The organism is Acaryochloris sp. IP29b_bin.148, from assembly GCF_028285565.1.
Taxonomy (GTDB): Bacteria; Cyanobacteriota; Cyanobacteriia; order Thermosynechococcales; family Thermosynechococcaceae; genus Acaryochloris.
Map to the genome: position 1 here is coordinate 38775 of NZ_JANQOY010000239.1, position 24088 is coordinate 62862.

Sequence of the window (24088 nt, forward strand, 5' to 3'; positions counted from 1 at the left end):
GAATCCCTTTTGTTGTTAGGGACGGTATCGTCATGGCTAGTGTACTCTAATAAATTAGAGTGTTAGGCTTCTTACTCTCTGATGAGGCTATAATTCCCCCTATGAAAAAAGCGTTTGTCCTCGATACCAATGTGCTATTGCACGATCCCAATGCCATTTTTCGATTCGAGGACAACGATGTCGTTTTGCCGATTACGATTATTGAAGAATTGGATCGGTTCAAGAAACAACCGCAGGAGACAGGCCGAAATGCTCGCCAGGTTTCACGGACGCTGGATGACCTCCGTATCCAAGGGCAGCTGACCCAAGGCATTGAGTTACCGAAGGGCGGAATCCTACGGGTTGCCTTGTGCGATCGCATCACCCTTAAAGAACTTCCCCCGGAATTAGAAGGAGACCAGGCCGACAATGCTATTTTGGCGGTGGCATTAGAACTCAAGCATCAATGCCACTGTCCAGTCGTGCTGGTGAGCAAGGATACGAATCTCCGCATTAAAGCAGATGTCTTGGGCCTAGCGGCTGAGGACTATTCCACCGATAAAGTAGATTTTGAGGGGCTCTACACAGGGATAGCAGAGCTGATGGTGAGTACTGAAACCATCAGCCAGTTATTTCAGGCTGGCCAGACTTCGTTAACGACCCGAACATGGCCCAACCAAGCCGTAACCTTAATTGACAGTGTCAATCCCTCCCATACCGCTCTGGCACTCGCCAGCGAACAGAGTGGAGCGGTAACGCCATTACCTAAATTTCCTCATCACGGCATTTCTCAAATTCGGGCTCGCAATCGAGAACAGAAATTTGCCTTTGAGCTGCTCCTTCGAGACTCCATTTCCTTGGTGACTTTAGTGGGGAAAGCGGGAACGGGGAAGACGCTGTTGGCGATTGCCGCTGGATTACATAAGGTTGCGGATGAAAAGCGCTACAGTCGCTTGCTGATTGCCCGTCCGATTGTGCCAATGGGACGCGATTTAGGATATTTACCCGGGGATATAGAGGAAAAATTAACCCCCTGGATGCAACCCCTCTATGACAATTTTGATCTAATATTCGGCACACAAGACAGAAACGGACAACCCCAACATTGGCGTCGGGGACATGAAGAACTGATTGAGCAGGGCTTACTGCAAATTGAACCCCTGACTTATATTCGGGGCCGTACCATCCCCAAACAGTTTTTGATTGTGGATGAAGCCCAAAACTTGACCCCTCACGAAGTCAAGACTATCCTCACTCGGGCAGGGGAAGACACTAAGATTGTGTTGACGGGCGATCCAGAACAGATTGATAACCCCTATGTAGATGCCGCGAGCAACGGGTTAACGTATGTGGTTGAACGATTCAAAGCTGAACCCATTGCCGGTCATATCACCCTGTACCAGGGGGAGCGTTCTGGACTTGCTGAACGGGCAGCAGCATTACTTTAAAATTATTTACTTAAAATTTATTCACTTATATCGATTTCAAATCAGATCAAAAAGTGGGCAAACTGGGTATGGTTCCTATAAGTTGAGATCGCAATCTAACTCATAGCGTTTATAACTCCTGATTTGATGGTTTGCCCGGAGCTTGGGGCAATTGAGCTGGCTAGGCTATTCCTTGAAGCAGCGCTTAAGACTTCAAATCAGACGATATCCATTCAGACCTTTGGTGGAATAAATCCATGGCAAATTCGGCAATCCTCTGTGTTGATGATGAGTCTGTTATTTTACGAAGTCTACGAGATCAAATTGGTAAGTACTTTGGGGATCAACATTTATGCGAAATTGCTGAGAGTGTAGAAGAAGCCTGGGAAGTCATCGATGAACTCAAGGAAGATGAGATCAAGATATTGGTGATTATTTCTGATTGGCTGATGCCAGGGATTAAGGGCGATGAATTTCTGATTGAGTTAAATCAGCGATTTCCTGAAATTGTGACGGTCCTCCTCTCCGGCCAAGCCGATGAATCTGCGGTCGATCGCATTCATCAAAACATGCAGCTTCACGCTTATCTCGCTAAACCCTGGAACGAAGAAGAACTCATACAGGTCATTCGGTCGGGGTTAGAAACCTTAACGGTGGGTGATACTCACGAATGTTGATTCAGTTCCTCCGCTCCTATCCAGGCAAGTTTGCCCGACGACAGAAACTGAGGACCATTCTGATTGTTCCCTTTGTCTTACAGGTCTGTGGGGCTGTGGGGCTAGTGGGCTATTTATCGTTTCGGAATGGTCAAGCGTCTATTGAGGAATTGGCCCAAAAAATTACCGTAGAAGTTGAAGATCGCATTGCTGAGCGTACCCAAACCTATCTGGCTGCGCCCCATGCCGTCAACCAGCTGAACCAACATGCCTTAGAGCTGGGACAGCTGCAAGTGAATGATTTGAAGAGTATGGAACGCCATTTTTGGCGGCAAATTCAAGTCTTTGATCGGGTCAGCTATATTCAGTTTGGCACTCCTCAAGGAGAGTTTGTGGGGCTAGCTGCAAATGATGATGGCACCTTCACCTATCAGGTCACAGAATTTACAGGTAATTTGCAGACCTATTCCCTTCAGCAACAGGGGCAAAGGGGACGGTTACTAGAAACATCCCCCAATTTTGTACCCCATGAGCGACCTTGGTATACCGTTCCTGAAAAGGCCAATCAACCCGCCTGGACAGACATTTATGCTTGGGTCAATCCCCCCACTTTGGCCATTACCCTGGGGCAGCCCTATTACGATCTAACCGGCCAATTTCAAGGCATCATCGCCACCGATTTGACGATTGCCCAGTTTAGTGACTTCCTACGCAACCTCAAAATTGGCAAAACGGGGAAAAGTTTTATTCTAGAGCGTTCGGGATTATTAGTGGCAACCTCTACGGCTGAGCAACCCTTTACCCCATCAGCACAGGGGCCTCAACGCCTATCTGCCCTGGACAGCCAAGATGCCATCACCCGATCAACCACTCAAGCCTTGCTGGATCGCTTTGGCAATTTACCAGAGATTACCCATCCCCAACAGCTCGATGTCGAGATTCAGGGACAGCGATTTTTTATTCAAGTCAGCCCCTTGCGCGATCAGCATGGTTTGGACTGGCTAAGTGTGGTGGTGGTTCCTGAAGCCGACTTTATGGAGCAAATCTATGCCAATACCCGGTCCACGATTGGGCTATCCGTTGCTGCGTTGTTGATCGCCATCTTAATTGGGATTGCCACAGCCCGTTGGGTGACTCGGCCGATTCTCAAAATCAATCAAGCGGCGACGGCCATTTCAGCGGGCGATCTGGATCAAAACGTGGCGCTAAACCGATCCGATGAACTGGGGGAACTGGCCCGCTCCTTTAATCATATGGTCGATGATCTCCGTCATTCTTTGCAAGAAAAGCAGGTGATGGTGAATGCCCTGCAAGACAATGAACAGAAATTAGCAGAATACAATCGAACGTTGGAACAGCAAGTTCAACAGCGATCGCAGGAACTGATTCAGTCCGAAAAAATGGTGGCCCTGGGGCAACTGACCGCAGGCGTGGCCCATGAAATTAATACCCCCTTAGGCGCGATTCAAGCAGCCGGGGAAAATATTGCGTCATCCCTCGAACAGTCTTTGCAGCGATTACCTCAGCTATTACAACAGCTCAATCAACAGGAATCAGAAGCTTTTTTTCAATTGCTTAATGTTGCCCAACAGTCACAAGAACTCTTAACATCTCGGGAAGAACGGCAATTAAGGCGAACCCTAAAAAAGGCGTTAAAGGAATGGGAAATAGCGTCTGAAATTGAGTTAGCTGGGACCCTCAGTAAAATGGGAATCTTCCCTCCATTAGAGCCTTTTTTACCTGTATTGCAATTGCCCAATAATACGGATGTTTTGGAGGTTGCCTATGATCTGACGGTGGTTTATAACAATACTCAGAATATCCGGTTAGCCGTGGGACGAGCTGCCAAAATTGTATTTGCCCTCAAGAGTTATGCCCGCCAAGATCTCAACAACAAGAAGGTCAAAGCGGCAATCCCCGATACGGTGGAAACGGTGCTAACCCTCTACCATAATCAGCTTAAACAAGGCATAGAAGTGACGAAAGTCTTTGAATCGGTACCAGATATTCTTTGCTATCCAGAAGAACTCGCTCAGGTGTGGACCAATTTACTGCATAATGCCATGCAGGCGATGGATTACAATGGGCAGATTGAGATTGGCATTCAACGCGATCAGGATCATATAGTGGTTCATTTTACCGATTCAGGCTGTGGTATTCCTGAAGACCTTCGAGCTAAGATTTTTGACCCTTTTTTCACCACCAAGCCTGTGGGTGAAGGCAGTGGTTTGGGACTAGATATTGTCCGCAAGATTGTCGAGAAGCATCAGGGGCGGGTCGAATGCCAAAGTCAAGCCGGGCATACTAAGTTTGAGGTTTGGTTACCCATTGCAACCGCATAAAAACCAACCTGTCTATACATTGCCCCTCGCCATGTTCCAGTCGTTATTGAGATTAATACTCCCCACTACCATGCAGGGAAAGGTGTTGCATTTCATCCCAGGACGCGTAGTGAAACAGCTGTGAGTAAAGGCACCATTATTTGTATTGATGATGATCGATTGATCTTAAGTAGTCTGCGGTATCAACTCCAGCGGATTATTAAAAGCACCTATGAGATTGAGGTGGCTGAAAGTGGCGGAGAGGCGCTAGAGCTATTTTCAGAATTAGAAGCCGATCAGATTTCGATTCCCTTAGTCATTTGTGACCAGAATCTGCCGGATATGGGGGGGGATTCTCTACTCAGCTACTTACAGATTCAATATCCGAAAACCCGAAAAATCCTGCTGACGGGCGACGCCAATTTAGAGGCGGTTATCCATGCCATTAATGCAGCAAACCTATACCGCTATATTGCCAAGCCTTGGGATGAAACGGATCTGGGCTTGACGGTGAAAGCCGCGTTGCAGAGTTACCTGCAAGATGAACAGCTTCTAGACCAAAATAGAACGCTGCGAGCGGTGAATGCCCAGTTGCATGCCCAAATGAATGAGCGTCAATCCATGCAGCAGAAACTGCAGGATAGTGAACAGCGGTTAGAAAGTATTCTCAACTCTCTTGATGATGTGGTTTGGTCGGCTGCCGTTGACGGGTTTCAGCTCCTGTACTTAAATCCTGCCGCTGAGAAAGTACATGGTTATGCGGTGACCTCATTTTTAAATAACCCTGATTTATGGTCAGAAGTGGTGCACCCTGCGGATCGTCACCAAGTTTTGCACTTTTTTGAGCATTTATTGGCGGCAGGCCATTTAAGTATTGAGTATCGAATTTTGCGACCAGACGGTGAAATTCGATGGCTAAAAAATCGAGGCCATGTCATCACCGATGTCCAGGAAATCCCGATTCGATTAGATGGCATTATTTACGACATTACGGAACAAAAGCGGGCTCAGGCCCAGTTGCTTTATGATGCATTCCATGACGAATTAACCGGACTGCCGAATCGCAACCTGCTGATGGAACGCATTTCCCAGTCCCTGAAGCGTCAGTGCCGGGTTCCGAATTACCAGTTTGCCCTCCTGTTTATTGATTTGGATCGGTTCAAGATTATTAATGACAGCTTGGGCCATACGGTGGGAGACCAACTGCTGGTTGCGATCGCAAATCTGCTAGAACATTGTGTCCGATCGGCAGATACCGTTGCCCGTCTAGGGGGCGATGAATTCACCATTTTATTGGATGGGACCCAAGGGATTGAGGATGCCACTCAAGTGGCAGAACGGATCTTAGAGACCTTAACATCTCCTTTTCAGGTAGGTGATCATAGCGTCTTTACGGGGGCGAGCATTGGGATTACCTCCAGCCACGAACAATATACAGATGCCACCTTGCTTTTGCGGGATGCCGATATTGCCATGTATCGAGCCAAAGCCTTAGGTAAGGGCTGTTTTGTCATCTTTAGCCCAGAGATGCATGCCCAGACCCTGAGCTTGCTGCAATTAGAGCGCGATCTGCGCTCTGCGGTAGACCGTCAAGAGTTAGTGCTGTACTACCAACCGATTATTGCGCTGAAAGCTGGACAGTTAACGGATGTTGAAGTACTCGTTCGTTGGCAGCACCCAGAACGGGGATTAGTCATGCCTTCGGAGTTTATTCCCATTGCTGAAGATACAGGGTTAATTATCGAGATAGGCAAGTGGGTTCTCCAAGAAGCCTGTATCCAGCTCCGGTATTTGCAGCAGCAATTCCCCTCCGCCTCCACCCTTAGAGTGAGCGTCAACTTAGCGAGTGAACAATTACAAGAGCCTAATTTTATCCATGATGTAGACCAGATATTGACTCAGTCCGGTTTAGATGGAAGTTATTTAAAATTAGAGTTGACCGAAAGTATGCTGATGGCTCATGAGGAAAAGCATATTACAACGTTGCGGCAACTGCGCGATCGCAAGATTCAAATTAGCCTAGACGACTTTGGGACAGGCTACTCCTCGCTCAGCTACTTGTACCGATTCCCCTTAGATACCTTAAAAATTGATCGCTCCTTCGTCAGCCGGATGATGGCCAACCCGAAAGATACCGAAATTGTGAACACCATCATTTCCCTCGCACGCACCTTAAACATGAATGTGATCGCAGAAGGGATTGAAACGGAGGCAGAGGCTACACACCTGATCCATTTAGGCTGTGAATATGGGCAAGGGTATTTGTTCTCGCCGCCAGTCAATCGGCAACAGCTTGAGGAGTACTTAACCGCCAATCAGCAGTGGTTTGAACCACCGCAGGCCCCTGATGCGTCACCGTTATCTACTCCTCCCCCGATCACTCGGTCTATGCCCTGATGAGGACAATTAAATTCCTGTAAAGACTTTCTCTATTTCTGGTTGAGAATGCTGACAATAGAGAAACCGTCAAGGTTGAGTAGCAAAAATTCCCAGCATCAACGCCGATCGATAGGACTGAGCAGTCATGGCAAGCATCTCGAAGGACGCTATAGAGCCAGCGCTACGAAAAAAGGATTGGCTTCAGGGGGTCGAGCCTCTCGCAACTGTAATGGTATTGATGGGGGCAATTGCCACAATTGCCACTCAAAAGGTGGGGCTAGTCGCTGCTCCCCTCAGCTTGTCGATTCTGCTTAATTTACGCAATCGTCAGCAGCTAGATCAGCTATCGGGTCACTATGCTGCCCTGAGAGTGGCCAAAATCCAGCTGTATCTGCAAAAGGATCTACAGAGCATCCAGTATCAACTGCTTGAGCGGGTTCAAGAGGGGCATCCAGCAGATCTCAAGGATCTTCAACGAGACTTAGCGGCCCTGACCGATCAGGTTGCAGCCCTAGAGGAGACAGGAGAGAATGCTGACCCACTGCCCTTAACAGACTTGCAGGCCATGATGAATACACTCCAAACCCAAGCCTTGCAATGTGGTCAGAGTTTGACGATTTTGATCCAAGATTTGCATAATCGTTCTGCTTTAACGCCGCCCCCATTGGCCGAACTCAAAGCGACGATTCGACACCAATTGGCCCAACAGCCTGCCTCTTCTGGCTGGGATGCAGCTCGTGCAGAATTGCGACAAACTTGGTTGACTGATTTGTCTGCTCTGCAAGCTCAGGTTCAGTCCTTAGCCCCCCAGATAGCCCCCTTTCCCCAGCCGGGCTCAGTGGTCTTATCGAGCGAACAGGCTCGCCTCCTCCAAGATCAAATCTCCGATCTGTATCATCAGATGACCCTCAAACAAGCAGAATGGTCAGCACAGTTGCAGCTGCGCCGTGACGGCCAACCCCTTCTGCAAAAAAACCTCCAGCACTGGCAAACTCAGCTCACCCAGCTGCAAACAGAAATGACTCGGAAACAACCCTTAAGGCTGGGCGCACTCTCTCTAGCAGCGGTAATCGATCAGATTGAAGTAGCCTTAGCCCCCCTGCAAGTTCAACTGGTAACCTTAGAAAATCAGCTGGATCACTTGGACTTTGAAACTCAGATGACTCAGCATCGGTCTCAGCAATTGCAGAGCCTGCACCAACAACTACTCGCGATTCATCAGCAGGCGCTGCTGATTACCAAGGTCGTTTAGCGACAAGACTTGAAACTATGAAGATAACCTGGACTAAACTCGATCGAGCCTCAGGTTAGTGATACGAAGGACACAGAAAATATCTGGATCTCTACCGTATCTTTCTATACATGAATCCCTTAAAGATTCGCCCTGCTGAACCCTCCTCAAGCTATTCCCTACGGCTCAAGGATGCGCTCCTGGGTGCACAAATGCTGTTTATTGCCTTTGGCGCTTTGGTATTGGTCCCTATCCTGACGGGACTCAATCCGAATGTGGCCTTATTTACAGCAGGAATCGGCACGCTGATCTTTCAATTAATTACGAAGGGAAAGGTACCTGTGTTTCTGGCATCTTCCTTTGCCTTTATTGCCCCGATTACGGCTGGCATTGAAAAATTTGGGTTGTCCGCGACGTTATCAGGATTAATGGCTGCTGGCCTACTCTACATCCTCTTGAGTGGGCTGGTGGCCTGGCAAGGCCCTGACACCCTATTGCGCTTCCTGCCTCCCATCGTCACGGGACCTGTGATTATGGTGATTGGCCTCTCCCTTGCACCCGTTGCCATTCAAATGGCGTCTGAGGCAGGACCGACCTATAGTGTGGCAATGGCCCAGTTTTTAGCGGCTCTGTCCTTGGGGACAACGATGGTGGCTCTACTGGCGCGGGGACGGTTACAACTTGTGCCAATCTTGCTGGGAATCGCCATTGGCTATGCTGGAGCGTTGATCCTTAGAGTCGTGGATTTTGCTCCTGTCCTAGCAGCACCCTGGTGGATGGTGCCACCGTTTACAACACCAAGCCTGCATTGGCCTGCGATCGCATTTTTTATCCCCGTTGCGATCGTCCCGGCCATTGAACATATCGGCGATATTTTAGTGATCAGCACGGTCACGGGGAAATCCTTTCTCCGCGATCCTGGGCTGCACCGCACCCTGTTAGGGGATGGCCTGGCCACCTCGATCGCCGCTTTATTAGGCGGTCCGCCCAATACCACTTACTCGGAAGTCACGGGAGCCGTTGCCTTAACTCGAACCTATAATCCTGGCATTATGACCTGGGCGGCGCTGATTGCCATCTTGCTATCCTTCTCCGGCAAGCTGGGAGCCTTGCTCAAAACCATTCCGCCGCCCGTGATGGGCGGAGTACTGATCGTGCTGTTTGGAACCATCATCGTCGTGGGCATGAATAGTCTGGTGCAATCAGGCAGTAACCTCCTGCACTCTCGCAATATGGTGGTTGTCGGCGTGATTTTGGTGCTTGGGGTTGGCAATATGAGTCTCACCCTTGGCCCCCTAACCTTGGAGGGAATTGGACTCTCCAGCTTAGTGGGGGTCATGTTGAATGGACTCTTACCCCATGCCAAACCCTAAGTGATTGAGTGAGTTATTTAGCATTGCTTTTCGCATCAACGCGGACCGGAATTTCAGCCACTTCGGATTTTTCCGTGCCCAGCCAATACCGCTCGAGTGTGGCAAACAACTCTCCTGGCTTCGGTAGTTGCTCTCTTTGATTGACGAAGTAAATACTAAGGAGGGTCAGACAAACCCCAAAGGTTTGCACCTGACTCAGCACCTCCGATAGAAACAAATTGCCAAAGATCAGGGCAAAAACAGGCGTCAAAAACGTCAAAGAGCTGAGGCTAGTCAAGTTCCCCTTAGACGCAAAATAGAAGAATAAACCATAGGCAACAGCGCTACCGAAGATAGCGGCATAGGCAATGGAGAGCCAATCTGAAGGGGATAGATGAACCCACTGCTCAGATTCCCAGATACCAGATCCCATAAACAGCGGCAATCCCCCTAGCAGCATATGCCAGCCGGTTGCACTAATGGGGTCGGCATAACGGCAGACTTGACGAATCATGACTGTTCCCACCGCCATTGACAAGGCCGCCAGCAGCATCAGAAATTCGCCACTCTGGCTAACTTGGCTCAAGGACTGCCAGGTCAAAATTTCTTGCCAATCTTGTTGTAGCCATGCCCCCGTCCCCAGCTGCAAAATCCAGGCATCCGGTAAGCCAATACAGCTAATGCCGCTGATGCCAATACCCAGTCCCAGCCACCCCCACAGACCAATCCGCTCCCCATACAAAACTAGGGCCAGCAGGGCAACGGCTAGGGGTTGAGAATCGATCATCACCGAACCGAGTCCCGCGGATGTTCGGGACAAGCCTAAGGCCAAAAAGCCTTGGAATAGGGTGACATCGACCCCTGCAAACAGCAGAATCCACAACCAAGCTCGCCATCCCTTCGGTTGCGCCTTACCCAGCAACGCGGCTGCCCCGATCACCAGCAGTCCAGCGGGTGCAATGCGGACTCCCCCCATAAATAGCGGTGTAGTGTGGGCTAACACCCCCTTCATGGCCACCATTGCCGTTCCCCAAAGGAAGAAGGGAGCAATCAAGGCAAGGCGTTCTGGGAAGCGCTGGGAGTCTGTCAGACTATCGGGCATCATTTATCCAAAGGGTGGGGCGAAAGGGCAGATAAGCGATTAACCATTGATGCAGATCGTAAAGGGATCGTTGCAAAGGGGCTATTTCGTAAATCTAAGCTGAGAAGCTTAAAGTTTCTGTAATATTTAGTCTAATTATAGGGGGTCTCCTTCGGAGAGCACAATTTCCATAGGCGGTTATCTGGGGTAAGCAGGGGTGTGTGACCCAAGCTAGAATACAAACTTTGGGAAGCCTGTTGTCTGGTGGCTGGCGCTGTCTGAAGTCTAGTGCTGAAGACCCTCGTTTCTGGCCCATTTGTGTCAGCAGTTCCTTCCTAGTTTTATAGTGTTGACTACGTTCAGTGATAAATCTTGCCCATGATTTGGCCGTTTAAGGGTGGTGCCCGCAAACAAATAGCCCGTTTAGAAGTGAAGGGTGCGATCGCAGGTGCGACCCGCAAGCATGTTCTTGAAGCCCTCAAAACCATCGAAGAAAAAGGCTATCCAGCCCTCTTGCTGCGAGTGGATAGCCCTGGCGGCACCGTGGTGGACTCCCATGAAATTTATAGTGCTCTGATGCGACTGCGAGAAAAGGTGAAAATTGTCGCTAGCTTTGGCAATATTTCGGCATCGGGTGGGGTGTATATCGGTATGGGTGCTGAGCATATCATGGCCAACCCAGGCACCATCACAGGTAGCATTGGCGTGATACTACGCGGTAATAATCTAGAACGCTTGCTCGATAAGGTCGGGGTTTCGTTTAAGGTGATTAAATCAGGACCCTACAAGGATATTTTGGCCTTTGATCGAGAACTCACAGAGCCGGAGCGACAAATTCTCCAGGACCTGATCGATACCAGTTATTCTCAGTTTGTCCAGACGGTTGCCGATGGCCGCAATTTAGAGGTGGAGACGGTCAAGCAATTTGCCGATGGCCGTGTGTTTACGGGACAACAAGCCTTGGAATTAGGCTTGGTGGATCGTTTAGGAACCGAAGAGGATGCTAGGCGCTGGGCCGCTGAGCTAGCTGGACTCGATCCTGAGGAGGCCAAGTGCAAAACCATTGAAGAACAGAAGCCCTTTTGGAGCAAGCTGGTACCGGGAAGCCAACAAGCAAAGCTGCCTTTGTCTGAACCCATGCTGGATTGGATCGATTTTGAGCTATCCACGAATGGCCTCCCCCTCTGGCTCTATCGGCCGTGACTTCTCCTCAATTTGAGGGGGAAGAAGTGGGGGTAATATTGAGGGAGTCGGCAATTAAGGTTAAGAAGCCTTCAAATGCTTCAATAAATAGTTAAGGTGAAGCATCATTGGTTGGTGGTGACGCCCATCAATGTCCTAAAGATGTCAAGTTTGCTAACATGACGCAGGTTTGCTTAAATCCTGAGGCATGATCTAGCTATGGAGGATAATTCTGTGTCATGGAGAGTGCGTGCAATTCGGGGAGCGACGACTGCTGCTGAAAACTCTGTGGTTGCCATTCAAGAAGCAGTCAACGACCTCATGGCCGCCATCGAGACAGAAAACAACCTCGATCTGAATGAGATTATTAGCGTCACGTTTTCGGTTACCCGAGATCTGGATGTGATTTTTCCGGCTGCAATTGCTCGTCAACGGCCCAATTGGGAAAATGTCCCTCTGCTCGACGTTCAGCAAATGTATGTTGAGAGCGATTTAGATTTTTGTATTCGCTGTTTGATTCATTTCAATACCCCCAACGCCAATCAATCCATTCACCATATCTATCAACGAGAAGCTAAGAATTTACGTCCCGACTGGGGGTTGGCAGCGTCTAGGGTTCCTTCACCTCTACCGTCTCGCTAAGTTCGATAGTTAATCGGTCGACCTTATTTTGGTCCGTTCAGACATTGTAGGTAAGCCAATGACAGTCTCTTCTCCTGTGGTTAAAGATTTTATGACGGCAGATCCTATTGCTGTTTCTCCTACGGATTCCCTAGAGACTGTGATTAAGCTGCTAGAGGAACATCGGATTAGTGGTTTACCGGTGGTGGATAAAGCCCATCATGTTGTGGGCATTATTTCTGAAGGTGATTTATTGGTGAGAGAATCTCCCATGAAACCGCCTTTGTATATGACATTGCTGGGCAGTGTGATTTATTTTGAGTCTCCCAAGCAATTCCACCAACATATGCAGAAGGCCTTGGGAATGCTAGTTCAGGATGTAATGTCTGCAAAACCAATCACCACTCAGCCTGATATGCCGTTAGCCACTGCGGCCAACATCATGCTCGACAAGAAAATTAACCGCTTACCTGTGGTGGACACGGATCAAACCTTAATGGGCATCATTACGCGACATGATTTGGTACGCGCCCTGAAGCCCCGTGTCGCCTATGATTCTGAAGTGAATTAGTGCCTGAATTTCAAAGCATTCCCCAAGCCTGATGGATGGGCTCGGGAATGTCCCGCTTTAAAACGCTATATCAAACGCTGACCACACTTCCTGACGGAAATTGAGGGTATCTCGCCAGTTGAGCAAACTATCTTGATGATAGTTAGACAGCACCTCCATATCTAAGGTGTTGAGGTAAGCATCGACCTCATGGATGATCTCTGGATGCAGGTAGTGGGCTAAGGATTGGAGTTGCGATCGCATCTGATACGCACGCTTGGTCTGAGTCAGCTGCGGATAGAGATCGCTTTTCACCCAGGCCCAAATCTTGCGGCTGAATTCAAAACTGGGGGATGGACCTAGGGACGTGAGATGATTTAGGGCTTCTTTCCAAACAGCAGAATCAGATTTCATGCTTTGCAACCAGTTCTCCAACTGGGTTTCCAGATCTGGGGCTGGGAGTAGATCAAAAATCAACTGAGCCTCGATCAAACTCTCGGCTTTCGGTTGGCTGAGCCAATATTGGCTTAGCGCTTGTGCCCAAGTCCCATGGGCTTGTTGTTGGGCAGCTAAGGTCCACCCTGCCAAAACGGCAGCGCCATGCTGATGGGATTCAACAATACGAATCAATGAGGCGGGTTCCCCGGACCATTTCCCTAACGGAACCGCAGCGACGATTTGACTGAGGAGGCTGGCACGCTTGCCGAACTGGCCGGGGATAGGCTCTAGGCCCTCCTGTTTCCAAGAGCCATCCTCTTTCGGGAGTTGGACGGTAACGGTATTGTCCTCAAACTGAACGTAGGTTGTCACCCGGTCGGCCATCCGCTGACCGTATTGAGAGTCAGGTAAGCCAGCCAGCAACGTGCCTGCCTGGGTGCGGACATCCTGAGCGCGGTCGTTTAAGGCTATCTCTAGAAAGGGTTCATCTGCCAAGCTGAGATTAGCGTGGAGCAGCGCTAAAAAAGTTGCTCTATCCTTAGCCTTTTCTTGCTTCCATGTGGTATTTAACATCTCCTGTGCGGCTTGAGGCTTAAGACTTCTGAAAGTTTTCAACAGATCGATGCGGAGGGGGGGATCAGAAGTTTTCCACAAGTTTTCCACAGCCTGTTGATCGATTTCCCCAGCCTCTGTGTGCGGTAAAGGTTGCCCAACAGCGTAGGCCCACATCGAATTGTGCTGGGCAAGCCAGCGACCCCGTTCGCCAATGACGGCTTGAATCCTGGAGCGTAATTCGGTTTGGCCTCGCCCTTGATCTAATAAAGCGGGCAAGGCTGCTGGGGGAACAAGCTGCTTCGCCTGGGCCATCAAACCCAGTAGTTCGGGCAAGACCGCTTTGTACTCACCATTGAGAATCGTTTGTAAATGGTGATGGGTGCGGTCACTGCACTGGGATAAGGTTTCAGCAGAACAGGGGCTAGGGACCGTTCCCGACCCAGAGATCGGACATTGCCCGGCTTGTTGATAACTCGCCAAAATGCCTGCAGATTGCAAGAGTGTGGCTTCTGGCTCCAACGACACTTGGCTGAGCAACGCTTGTAAGGGTCCCTCGCCGGTTGGCAGCTGTGGGGGTTGACGATCGGTGCCAATCAAGGCATTGGCGATTAAGGTTTCCCAGAGAGTGGGCATAATGACCTCCTAGCAGGGCATAAAGCGGTTGTTGGCCCAGAGGCTAAGGGGCAAGAGGGTCTGACCGTCCCATTCCCCAAACAGCATGACAGGATGTCCACCACTTAAGGCGAGCAGTGGCCAAGCATCAAACCCTGGCCGCAGCGGTAATTGATCCCCTTGGGGGTCGATGACCCGCCAGCCTTGATCGCTCAGTTGGGGAATAACGGCTGCCAGTAGCAGGGGACAGTGGTTTAACCAAGGATTGGTGGCTATGGCTTCCCCATAGTGGGTCATTGCTGCTGAGAGGGTCGCTGCGCTTAAGGTGGGCGGGGGGAGGTCAACGCTGGGTTGCCGTTCTTTCACCAATGCTCGCAGTGGATAAAGCCCCGGATAAAACACGAGTGTGGCGGGCACGGCCGTACCGGGCATCAAACTGGTGTCGAGGGGTTGATTTTGATACCCAAAACTGAGGATTAATGCAGGACGTTGATGGGTACATCCCCAAAGCCAGACGCACTGGACATTTAAGTTATCTTCGGTAGTGATGTGTTTGCCCAATACAGACCAGGTATCTTCGAGCACCAGAGAGGATGGGTTCGTGAGTAGCTCCTCTTGTTTTTGCGTCCAACCCATTTGCGATCGCACTTCTGCTTGCACTGCTTCGGGTAGGATTGCCAATCGTTGATAGCCTTGCACCAATAAATAGAGCTTGCCCAATTCAGCCAGCAGTCGAGAGGGCCAATTGCCGCCGGTATGCGGAATGCCTGCCATATCCCGTAGACGGCGAGCTAAACCTGGGGCTTGGGCATCAACCATGCGAGCAGCCGCATTTTCCCAAAAGCGATAGGGTTGCGTTTGGGCAGTGGCTAAACCCTGACGCATCAAATCCCGTAACCATTGGTCTAAGTCCGCCAAGCCTGCACTAATTTTGGCTTCCCGCTGGGCCATCCGCTTGGCTTGGGCTTCTGGATCAGCGGTGGCCTTGGCTTTAGTCTGCTTCCGTGATGCGGTTTGCGATCGCTTCTCTAACCATTCCTGTACCCAATCGGGCGGATCGGTCGGGGTAAATAAATCAGCTTGATTGGCAAACAGTAAAAATAAGGCCAGGGAATGCTTGCAGGGAAACTTGCGACTAGGGCAACTACAGAGAAAGGCGGGTTCGCTCAAATCAATTTGGGTTCGGTACGGTTTCTTGCCACTTCCTCGACATTCACCCCAAATGGCCTGTTCATTAGTGCCTAGGGTGGGCCATTTACTTGCGTTGGCTAAACTTTTACCGTTTTTAGTGGATTTATCGTCCGGAGATAGAGCAATGACTTGCTCAACCGTCCATTTCATAGTCATATGCAGGGCATAATTCAGCGGTTACAGCACCCTTGCGATTGGATATGAGCAGGGTTGGGACACTTCTCTACAATCTACAGAATATTGGCCACGGGTGAACGAAAAAAAGCACGTAGGTAAGAAAACCCGTCGTTTCAGATGATGGCTATTCCAAATTATGCGCCACTTTCTGTATATAAATGGTTGGCTTAGCTTGAATGGTCCTTTGGCTAATTTTGCTATCCGCCGATGCGCCACTTTCTGTAACCATGGGAATTTGAACGATTTTGACAAACAGTTTGACAATATTATGGCGGATGAAGCAGATTTAGTATGAGTTAGAAAATGGGCATCCTAACCCTAACAAATTAACCTGCCTTTGCAGTCCGTGTTAGTGATGCAATATTCTAAATCTTTCTTTTCTATTGTCACGTTGCTCAGCGTTCCTCTAATAAGTGCATGCAATGAAGTTGCCCAGATTCAAACTCAAAGTAAGTATCTCAATGCAACCCTGAAGCCTGGCGTTGGCTTTGGTGATATTAACCTTCGCTCTACTTCACTAAGAGAAATCACGGCTCAGTTAGGACGGAACTATAAACGCAACGTCCGTGGGTTTACTGAATCAAAATGTGTAGATGGAGTGTGCACATCCGGGCAATTGGACGTTATCACCCTGAACTATAAATCCCAAGGGTTTCAATTTGTGTTTGAACAACGGGTTAATCAATTACAACGAGAAGGGGCATTACCTTTAAAGGAGATCCGTGTAAATTGCATTAAAGATAATTGCCCCTATAAAGGGAAGACGGAGGAAGGAATCGGGTTAGGAGATACACGCAAACAAATCAAAGAAGCTTACGGTAATCCTAAGCGCTCACCCACCAATACATGGCAGTGGTCCTACCCCAAAAAGGGTATTTCCTTTGAAATTGATAAGACGTATGGAGATCCAGTACGAGATAGCGATCGCATCAAGACCATCGTGATTTCTAAAGATTTAAGGTGAAGCACATAGCACTTGAATCGAGAGGTTCGGCAGGAGATAAAAGCGACCTATTCTATTCCCGCATTTCCATTCTGGTTTAGGTTGCAGAATTGTTAAGGATTTTGTTGCTATTCATTCCCTATTTCTACCTTTAAAAGTTTATTCGTAAAGGTCATAATTTCGAAAACTGAGGGCACAATACGGGTAACTGAATTTCAAGAACGGATGAATGGCGGCAGATTTTCTCTACTGCCATTTCAAGTATCCAGTGGCACAATAACGCTGTTAGAAACTTTGGAAACAGCATCATTGACGTTCAATAAGTTGCGATTCAGAGAATAGGTCAGTGTGGACTATTCGCTATATCTGAACTGCAGCAATTGATACATTAACTTCTTAGTTCTGGTGCCATTCTTATACAAACTAGTCGAAATTTTGTCTAGATTATTGTAATTCAGGATGACCGTATTTATAACCTTTATTGGAAGTCACTCAATGAAAGCTCATCTTCCCGTTATTGGATTTGCTATTGTAGTTCTAGAATATCTCGGCTTTAAATTTGCTTTATTACTCGCAATGATAAAGGGGTTTTGGCCCCCTGAAATGTGTAAAACGATTGATCTAACGCTAATGTTCTTTGCCATTTGTGCAACACTATGGCTAGCATCATTACCTGTGAAAGAAAGAAATTAATCTATCCAGTTGCTATAAAATCAACTGTGACATCATCAAAATCAGTGAAATTGATACTGCAGTTCGTGCGTAAAGTTGCCGTATATCGCATGTGAAACAGCCCACTCGTTGGAGAACACAACTACTTGACAATTGCAGGTTCGGATTTAGGTTGAGGCTTGAGGACTTGCTCCACCCGGGCTTGTCCCAGGGAATAAGTCACCGCATAGCTCCGCGTTAATAAACTCAGCCACAGTTGAGGAAACCGCTTTTCTAGCAAAGGCTGTAGCCAACGCACCATCCGAGGGAACCAAGCGCGCAGCAAGGCATTGCCAAAGGCATCCACGGTAAAGTTCCAATAGCTACTTAGCCAGCGGATTAAGTCCTTAGAACCCACCACCACCCAAATCCACAGGAGGAGAGCGGGATTTGTAAAGGCTGCTTTCAGGGCCAGCCGATTAAGGGGTAGCCAGCCAAACCGATCCTTAATAAAGGCCTCCGTCACCTCTGGATCTTCTTCTTCTAGGATGCCAAAGAAGGTATTGAGCATGGCATTCACGCGCTCAGGGGGTAAATGCTGACCCGTGGGTACCATCATCCCTCGCGAGAATAACCAGGTGACGGCCACATTGCTCTGATAAGCCCGAATTTGATTCAAATGTTTCGCTTGCAACAAATCGTGTTTAAGGGCGGTATCCAGTAAATCCGTCAGTCGGGGTAGGTTGCGGACTAAGGAGCCAAACCCAGTGAAAATTAAGGGTGACTGCAAGGAGGCCGAGTCTCCGATCGCAATTAGTCGATCAAAGGCAATGGTGCGATCTGAACTATCCAAACTAAAATGCCCTGGGATATAGCCAAAGGTGGGCTTGATCCAATTCAGCTCCTCTAAATCGCAACGGCGATACTCCGGCAGAATCGTAAAAAAGTCCTCATACATTTCCAGCAAAGAGCCAGGATTGTCGGGATGCACCTGATGGTAATGAAATAGGTAGAAGGTCAGCTCATCCCCTTTGCCAGGGAATAGTTCCCAAATTAACTGACGGCCCCGGGAAATATCGCCGTGGCTATTAAGGACATCTCCGTATCGGGCATCCCAAACTTCGCGATCTAAGCCAGAAATCACCGCCCCTACCGTAGGACAAACACTATCAAAAGACCGACCGCCATTCAGTTGCCAAGCAATGGGAGAGGCTGTTCCCATTGCGTCCACCAGTAAGCGTCCTGTGACCGTTTTTTCCGCACCACTCGGTAGATGAACGGCCTGTACACAGGCGGCCTCGCCAATATCCACTCGCTGAAATTCGGTTTGGTCCCAAATTTCTCCTCCGGCTTGCCTGAGCTTTTCACCACATAACCGCAGCAGTCGTTCTGAGTCAATGGCAATATTGAGGACCGTAGGCGTCTTTAGAACAGGGGCCTTACATTGGGATGGATTGTTGGCATCAAAAAACTTGTGATAGCCATCCACATATTCAGAGGCGATCAAACTTTCAAATTCGGCTGGGGTGAACAGCCCCAAATCAATCAGATTGGCAAACTCACTGCGGGAGATATTCCACTCCCGATTCATGCGGCCAAAGGGCAGCCGCTCAATCAGCAGCACTCGATAGCCTAAGCGGGCCATCACCGCAGCATGAATCACCCCAAGGGCACCACCCAAATAGACCAAATCATACTCGGGCGTACTGGAGACTGGCTGGGAAAACACCACTTGCCGGGGTTGCTGTGGGTGGCGGACCCCTTCGCGCCAGCGTTGTTCCCACCAGTAGGCACGGGTGAGATCATATTCCCCATTGGGGAACCGTTGAAAATATTGGACGGTGCGCGGATAGTCCTTGGCTAAGGCGGCAAAGATCGACTCTTGCTCTAAATCAATGGCGGGAGGCTGGGGATAGTAATAGGGAAAGTGGGTTCTTAGAGCCTGCTCTAGGACTTTGACCAACTTTTTTTCCTGCGGCACCGGAGCAGAACCCCAGCGAAACACCTTGAGATAGGTGGTGCGTTGCAAGGACCATACAAAGATCGCCAGTTCACTCGATCGCCCCTGAAACTGTAAACGGCAACCAGAAGGGGTCGATTGCTTTTGACCTGAAAGGGGAATATATGAAGATTGCAACCAAAGTCTAACCGCGTCAGTATTCGGTGTGGGAATTTCAATATAGGAAAGTTCTTGCATACCCTGTTGTATCGGAGAGGAACGGTTTATTGGCAATAAACCTGATAGCTGTGCTGTAAATAGATGCTGGAGAACATGGACGATATGCTCTGTTATTAGATTGAAACGTAATGACCACTAGAGACCGACGCTAGACTCAAAAAATAGTACAGCTACCCACACCATAAGCTAATTTTGACCCTTGGCATACTTTGTTCTTTCGGTTTTGCAAAATGAATTGAGATAACTAGAAATATAAAGTTTTATTAAGGTTAATGCAAGCCTTATCCAAGTAGTTCGTTGGTGAAATTGATATCAGGTGGGGCAACAGGGCTCCTTGTTTGAACCGTTGAATTCTGGTCGTCAACTAGGATGGAAAGCCTGCTGCAACCAAAGGTTTACCGACAGAAGCGTTATTGTGTCCATCCTCAGACAAGAGGAACTTCTTCATATAGCGATTCACAAGCTCAGGCTGTTCTTGCTGAGTCCAGTGACTGCAATTCTCGAGGTACTTGATTTGCAAATGGCTAACATAGTTTTTGGTCGAGAAGGTTAGCTCCTTGCCTAAAACCGCATCATCTATGCCCCAAAGCATTAAGGTGGGAATGTCCAACCTTTTCCAGTCCTGCTGAAATAGATCAGAGTTGCAGCGGTAGTAATTCAGCATGGCGGTGAGGGCTCCTCGCTTAGCAACCGCATCTTTAAATATTTCGATATCTTGAGGTGAAAAAGCATGCTTATTCGAGACCCCATCCGAAAAAGTAGAGGTGATAGCTCGGTAGTCTTCAGCTTGCATTAAGAGTTCGGGTATCACAGGCAGTTGGAAAAAGGGGATATACCAACTCTTGAGCATTTGCTGGGGGTTGCTTGTTAAGGCTTTGCTGAAGGCCGCAGGATGAGGCATATTCATCACGACTAATTTCTCCACCATCTCTGGATAGCGATGGGCAAAATTCCACGCAATGGCTCCTCCCCAGTCATGGCCAGCAAGGATGCAATGGTCGTACCCTAAGCCTTTGATCACCCCTTGAACGTCTTTCATCAGCTCAGTGATGTGGTAGGCTTTGGCGTCTTTGGGCTTATCACTGTCGTTATAGCCCCTCAGATCAAGTGCGACAACTTTGAAATTTTGGGCTAACTCAGGGATTTGGTGTCTCCAGGAATACCAAAATTCTGGGAAGCCGTGCAGCAAGACAACTAGTGGCCCTTCCCCTTGGGTAACGTAGTGCAAACGGATGCCATTTGTATAGATATAGCGATGGTGGAGAGTTTGTTCTAGTTCTTGTTTGGAGTGAAGGCGTTTTGGAATCGTGTGATCTTTTTTTGTAATCTTGCGTAGAGATTTTGGAATAACGGCTTGTTTGGCAACTTCTAGCAGCAGATCTTGCTCAAATAGAGACGTTTTGGGTTGGAGTTGATGTAATATTTCGAGGACTTTTTGGAAAACTTTTGGATTGGACTGAGCTGCACCAAAGACTTCAAGTAAATACGGTCTAAGGAGTTGATTTAGGCTTAAAAACGAGGGTTTGTGTTGAACAGTATGTAGATGTGAATCCCTGTCCAAAACCTCACTCCAGGTTTCCTCATTGACTTTAGCAAGCTGCTTTTGGAACTTAAAGCTAAAGCCTTGCAAGGTTTGAGGAGAGTAGGATTCTAATGTTTGGTTGAGGCAGAGGGCAGATAAAGCAGCATTGGTGATGCCTTTGCCGTGAGTAGGATTAAAGGCGCAAGCTGCATCCCCAATAACGATGAAGTTTTCAGGCCAGCGGGATAGTTTTTCAAAGTAACGTCTTCTGTTGACTGTTCCTTTGTATCGATAAATTGGTGTGAGCGGTTTAGCCACCATGAGGGCTTCGTATAGAACAGGACTTCTTAATTTGCGGGCAAAATCTAGAAAGCCCTCTTCCTCTTGGGCCGGTTGCACTTCGCCATAGCCGCCAAAAGTAACCAGCCAGCGATTATCTTCAACCGCAACCAGAATGGCAGAGCGAGGATTGTCGGCACCTTGGGCTCCCAATAGAATCCCTTTCCAATCATGCTCAAAATTGTCTGGAACCTGATAGACTCGACTGCCATAGGTTAAAAGAGGGTCAATTTTGATTTCTTCAGGTTTGTCATAACCAATGGTCTGTAACCATTGAGGCGCTTTAGATCCCCTACCACTGGCATCAACCACTAGTTGCGCGGGTACTTGTTGATCAAGTCCAGATCGAGATCGGCTGTTGACGGCTATAACTGCTTTTCGACTCGGATCTCCTTTAAGCCCAAGAACTTGTTGTTTGTCTTCAAATTGAACCTGGGGAAATTCACATAAGCGCTCTCTGATGAGCGTTTCAATAAGACTGCGAGTACAGCCGTATGTGTAGATACCCGAATGGAATCTAGGTAACCATGCATCACCATCTGTTTGAGCTAAATAATCTGCTAGCAAATCTATTTCGGCAGCGCCTCTAGCTTTTAATTGTTCACAAAAGCCAGGAAAGAGTTGGTCGAGGATCTTAACCCCCTGAGCTAACAACACATGTCCATGAAAAGATTGAGGAACGCCTTTGCGAGGGACAGGATCTTCTGGTGTGATATCCCTTTCTAGAATCAGGACTTGTTCGAAGTGATCGGCCAAAATTCGGGCTGATAGAAGTCCTGAAATACTTCCGCCAATAACTACTGCTTGACCAGAATATGGAGCCATGTCGTTGCTGAACTAACTTAAAGAAACTTAATAATACTGTTAACCGTAACATAGGGGCTGTAAATGCTTCAGCAATCTAACTTGGATGGGTGAAGATGCCAGTATGTGCAATGTTGTTAAGGTTGCTGAGCAATAATCGACGGCTAAGCTATGTAATGACCAACCTCAACACAGCATTTTCAATTCTTAAAAAGATGATCCAGGCGTTTTTAAGAAGTCTATTTCGGCCTGAGTAGAGTCTCGATTAAGGATGGCGTTACGGTGGGGGAAGCGACCAAAGCGGTTAATGATATCTCGATGCCGCACTGCAAAGTCAATATAGCGCTCGAAGGTATCCTTTAAAAGAGGTTCAGCTTCTGCGGCCAGACGTTGGAACAGTTGAAGGCAATATTCTTGGTCGGCTAAGGATTCAGAATGCTCTAAAGGTAGGTAGAAGAACACCCGCTGTATGGGACGTAAGGTTTGATCGGTGGCGTTTTTAAGACCTTGTTTACAGAGCGTGCTTGCGATCGCATCATAAGCAAACGCCTCTGCCGTGCCCCGAAACATATTGCGAGAAAACTGATCCGTCAGCAAAATCAACGCCAGTACTCCCAATGGCGTCTGTCGCCATTGCTCTAGTTCGCCGCTTATCACTCTGGGCAAATAGCTAGAAAAACGAGCTTTGATTTCGGCATCAACCTCAGGATTCTTTGACCACCAGAATTTAGAGCGCTGTTGGGCAACCTCCATATCATCCTGGCTCGACCCAAACCAAAACTCGCAAATTGTGTCAGGGGATTCCATCCATTTAAGTTTCTATGAAAGAATCTAGGAGCTATGGCCAAAGACTCCGCCAAGCGCTATACCGAGAACCTTGAGTTCTAACCTAGTTTCCAGGTTAACCTAACCTCCGTCTCCCTTACCTTTATCGCTTCTAGAGATTGAATATTCATGCATCAGCTGATTTCTAACATTCTGTTACTACTGAGTGGATTGCTGGTGCTGCTTTACTACAGTCCTTTGAAATTCCGCTGGCCCTTAGCCGTCCTCGTTGAATTGTGGCCTTATTGGGGAGTGATTCCATTCGTGAGTCTTGCTTTAGTGGTATCAATCCCTCGCTTGCGGCATCAGATGCTTCGTGTGGGTTTGGCAACACTCCTGTTCGTATTAATTGGGGCACCTGTTTTTGGTTGGGTGGGTTTCCCCTCTTCTGGGGCTGCTCCAGAAGGCTTGCGAGTGATGGCCTACAACCTTTGGATTGACAACCCCAATCCAAAGGCCATCGAACAGTCTATTTTGCGTGAAGACCCAGATATTCTATTTCTTTCAGAAGTAAGTCAAGCCATGATGGCTGAGCTGCGATCGCAACTCGATTTTCCCTATAGCTACCGAACAAGCGGTAGCAACAATGCCCTATTGAGTCAATATCCTATCTTAGACGCCACGACCGAGGACTTTGGGGTGAAGACGAGGGGGCAGACCTTTAGTCTGGTCGCCAAGCTGCAACTTGAGAACGATATTGTAACGGTGATTGGGATTCACCCACCAGTGCCCCTGATCCAGACATTTTTTCATATCCGCAATCAACAGCTGGATACCTTTGCCAAGGCAAGCCAAGCGGTTGAGGGCAAATTGATGGTGTTGGGGGATTTTAATGCTACCCCCTGGTCTGCTCATTTTCAGCGTTTTGAGCGTCTGAGTCAGCTGCAGAATACAGGCCATCGTCGGTGGATCTGGGCAACTTGGTATTTTAACCAGACGCTAAAGACCCGATATATCAAAATTCCCCTGGATCATATCGAAACACGTGGGTTTAAAGTCTTAAAAACTTGGACTGGCCAGACGGGTGGTTCCGATCACAAACCTGTGATTACAGTTCTTGAGCCTGCTTAAGT

18 protein-coding genes are annotated in these 24088 nt (G+C 48.4%); 12 read left to right on the forward strand and 6 right to left on the reverse strand.

Going from position 1 to position 24088, the window contains the following annotated elements; all coding sequences use genetic code 11:
- The first annotated feature begins 101 nt into the window (after window positions 1–101).
- From Q0986_RS21550 to Q0986_RS21575, 6 genes are all read left to right on the forward strand, one after another.
- Window positions 102–1427, forward strand: coding sequence for a PhoH family protein (locus Q0986_RS21550; RefSeq protein WP_299415718.1), 1326 nt, complete (start codon window positions 102–104; stop codon window positions 1425–1427).
- Window positions 1428–1663: 236 nt separating this feature from the next.
- Entirely contained in the window at window positions 1664–2083 is a 420-nt protein-coding gene (locus Q0986_RS21555; RefSeq protein WP_299415722.1) for a response regulator, read from the forward strand.
- Window positions 2077–4404: an ATP-binding protein gene (locus tag Q0986_RS21560; protein WP_299415727.1), complete on the forward strand. Its 2328-nt coding sequence runs from the start codon at window positions 2077–2079 to the stop codon at window positions 4402–4404. Before Q0986_RS21555 ends, Q0986_RS21560 begins: the two co-directional genes overlap by 7 nt.
- Before the next feature lie 120 nt (window positions 4405–4524).
- Window positions 4525–6780 carry an EAL domain-containing protein gene (locus tag Q0986_RS21565; RefSeq protein ID WP_299415730.1) on the forward strand — a complete coding sequence of 752 codons (2256 nt, stop codon included), beginning with the start codon at window positions 4525–4527 and terminating at the stop codon, window positions 6778–6780.
- Between the two features lie 127 nt (window positions 6781–6907).
- Window positions 6908–8014 (forward strand): hypothetical protein, encoded by a 1107-nt coding sequence (locus Q0986_RS21570; RefSeq protein ID WP_299415734.1) that lies wholly within the window; start codon window positions 6908–6910, stop codon window positions 8012–8014.
- A gap of 110 nt (window positions 8015–8124) precedes the next feature.
- On the forward strand, window positions 8125–9366 hold the full coding sequence (locus tag Q0986_RS21575) for a uracil-xanthine permease family protein (protein WP_299415737.1): 1242 nt from the start codon (window positions 8125–8127) through the stop codon (window positions 9364–9366).
- Window positions 9367–9379: 13 nt separating this feature from the next.
- On the opposite strand, the gene Q0986_RS21580 is transcribed toward Q0986_RS21575, so the two are convergent.
- Window positions 9380–10447: a DMT family transporter gene (locus Q0986_RS21580; RefSeq protein ID WP_366918658.1), complete on the reverse strand. Its 1068-nt coding sequence runs from the start codon at window positions 10445–10447 to the stop codon at window positions 9380–9382.
- A gap of 357 nt (window positions 10448–10804) precedes the next feature.
- On the opposite strand from Q0986_RS21580, the gene sppA reads away from it, so the two are divergent.
- The 3 genes from sppA to Q0986_RS21595 all read left to right on the forward strand — a co-directional run bounded on the left by sppA (window position 10805) and on the right by Q0986_RS21595 (window position 12800).
- Window positions 10805–11629, forward strand: coding sequence for a signal peptide peptidase SppA (sppA, locus tag Q0986_RS21585; protein WP_299415745.1), 825 nt, complete (start codon window positions 10805–10807; stop codon window positions 11627–11629).
- Between the two features lie 198 nt (window positions 11630–11827).
- On the forward strand, window positions 11828–12250 hold the full coding sequence (gene aroH / locus Q0986_RS21590; RefSeq protein WP_299415749.1) for a chorismate mutase: 423 nt from the start codon (window positions 11828–11830) through the stop codon (window positions 12248–12250).
- A 58-nt stretch (window positions 12251–12308) separates the two neighbouring features.
- A complete protein-coding gene (locus tag Q0986_RS21595; protein WP_299415753.1) occupies window positions 12309–12800 on the forward strand; it encodes a CBS domain-containing protein in 492 nt (163 codons plus the stop codon).
- 57 nt (window positions 12801–12857) lie between these two features.
- On the opposite strand, the gene Q0986_RS21600 is transcribed toward Q0986_RS21595, so the two are convergent.
- The gene (locus Q0986_RS21600) at window positions 12858–14405 is read right to left on the reverse strand and encodes a DUF5691 domain-containing protein (RefSeq protein WP_299415757.1); all 1548 of its coding nucleotides are present in this window, start codon (window positions 14403–14405) and stop codon (window positions 12858–12860) included.
- Window positions 14406–14414: 9 nt separating this feature from the next.
- The gene (locus Q0986_RS21605) at window positions 14415–15725 is read right to left on the reverse strand and encodes an SWIM zinc finger family protein (protein WP_299415760.1); all 1311 of its coding nucleotides are present in this window, start codon (window positions 15723–15725) and stop codon (window positions 14415–14417) included.
- Window positions 15726–16107: 382 nt separating this feature from the next.
- Between Q0986_RS21605 and Q0986_RS21610 the strand changes: the two genes are divergently transcribed.
- Complete coding sequence (locus Q0986_RS21610) at window positions 16108–16716, forward strand: hypothetical protein (RefSeq protein ID WP_299415764.1); 609 nt, start codon at window positions 16108–16110, stop codon at window positions 16714–16716.
- A gap of 474 nt (window positions 16717–17190) precedes the next feature.
- On the forward strand, window positions 17191–17388 hold the full coding sequence (locus Q0986_RS21615; RefSeq protein WP_299415768.1) for a hypothetical protein: 198 nt from the start codon (window positions 17191–17193) through the stop codon (window positions 17386–17388).
- A gap of 121 nt (window positions 17389–17509) precedes the next feature.
- On the opposite strand, the gene Q0986_RS21620 is transcribed toward Q0986_RS21615, so the two are convergent.
- The 3 genes from Q0986_RS21620 to Q0986_RS21630 all read right to left on the reverse strand — a co-directional run bounded on the left by Q0986_RS21620 (window position 17510) and on the right by Q0986_RS21630 (window position 22997).
- Window positions 17510–19543 carry a flavin-dependent dehydrogenase gene (locus Q0986_RS21620; protein WP_299415772.1) on the reverse strand — a complete coding sequence of 678 codons (2034 nt, stop codon included), beginning with the start codon at window positions 19541–19543 and terminating at the stop codon, window positions 17510–17512.
- A gap of 346 nt (window positions 19544–19889) precedes the next feature.
- A complete protein-coding gene (locus Q0986_RS21625; RefSeq protein WP_299415775.1) occupies window positions 19890–22211 on the reverse strand; it encodes an alpha/beta fold hydrolase in 2322 nt (773 codons plus the stop codon).
- A gap of 186 nt (window positions 22212–22397) precedes the next feature.
- Window positions 22398–22997: a DUF924 family protein gene (locus tag Q0986_RS21630; protein WP_299415779.1), complete on the reverse strand. Its 600-nt coding sequence runs from the start codon at window positions 22995–22997 to the stop codon at window positions 22398–22400.
- A 147-nt stretch (window positions 22998–23144) separates the two neighbouring features.
- Here Q0986_RS21630 and Q0986_RS21635 point away from each other — a divergent pair, with 147 nt between their 5' ends.
- Window positions 23145–24086, forward strand: a complete 942-nt coding sequence (locus Q0986_RS21635) for an endonuclease/exonuclease/phosphatase family protein (protein WP_299415784.1) — start codon at window positions 23145–23147, stop codon at window positions 24084–24086.
- Window positions 24087–24088 lie beyond the last annotated feature (2 nt).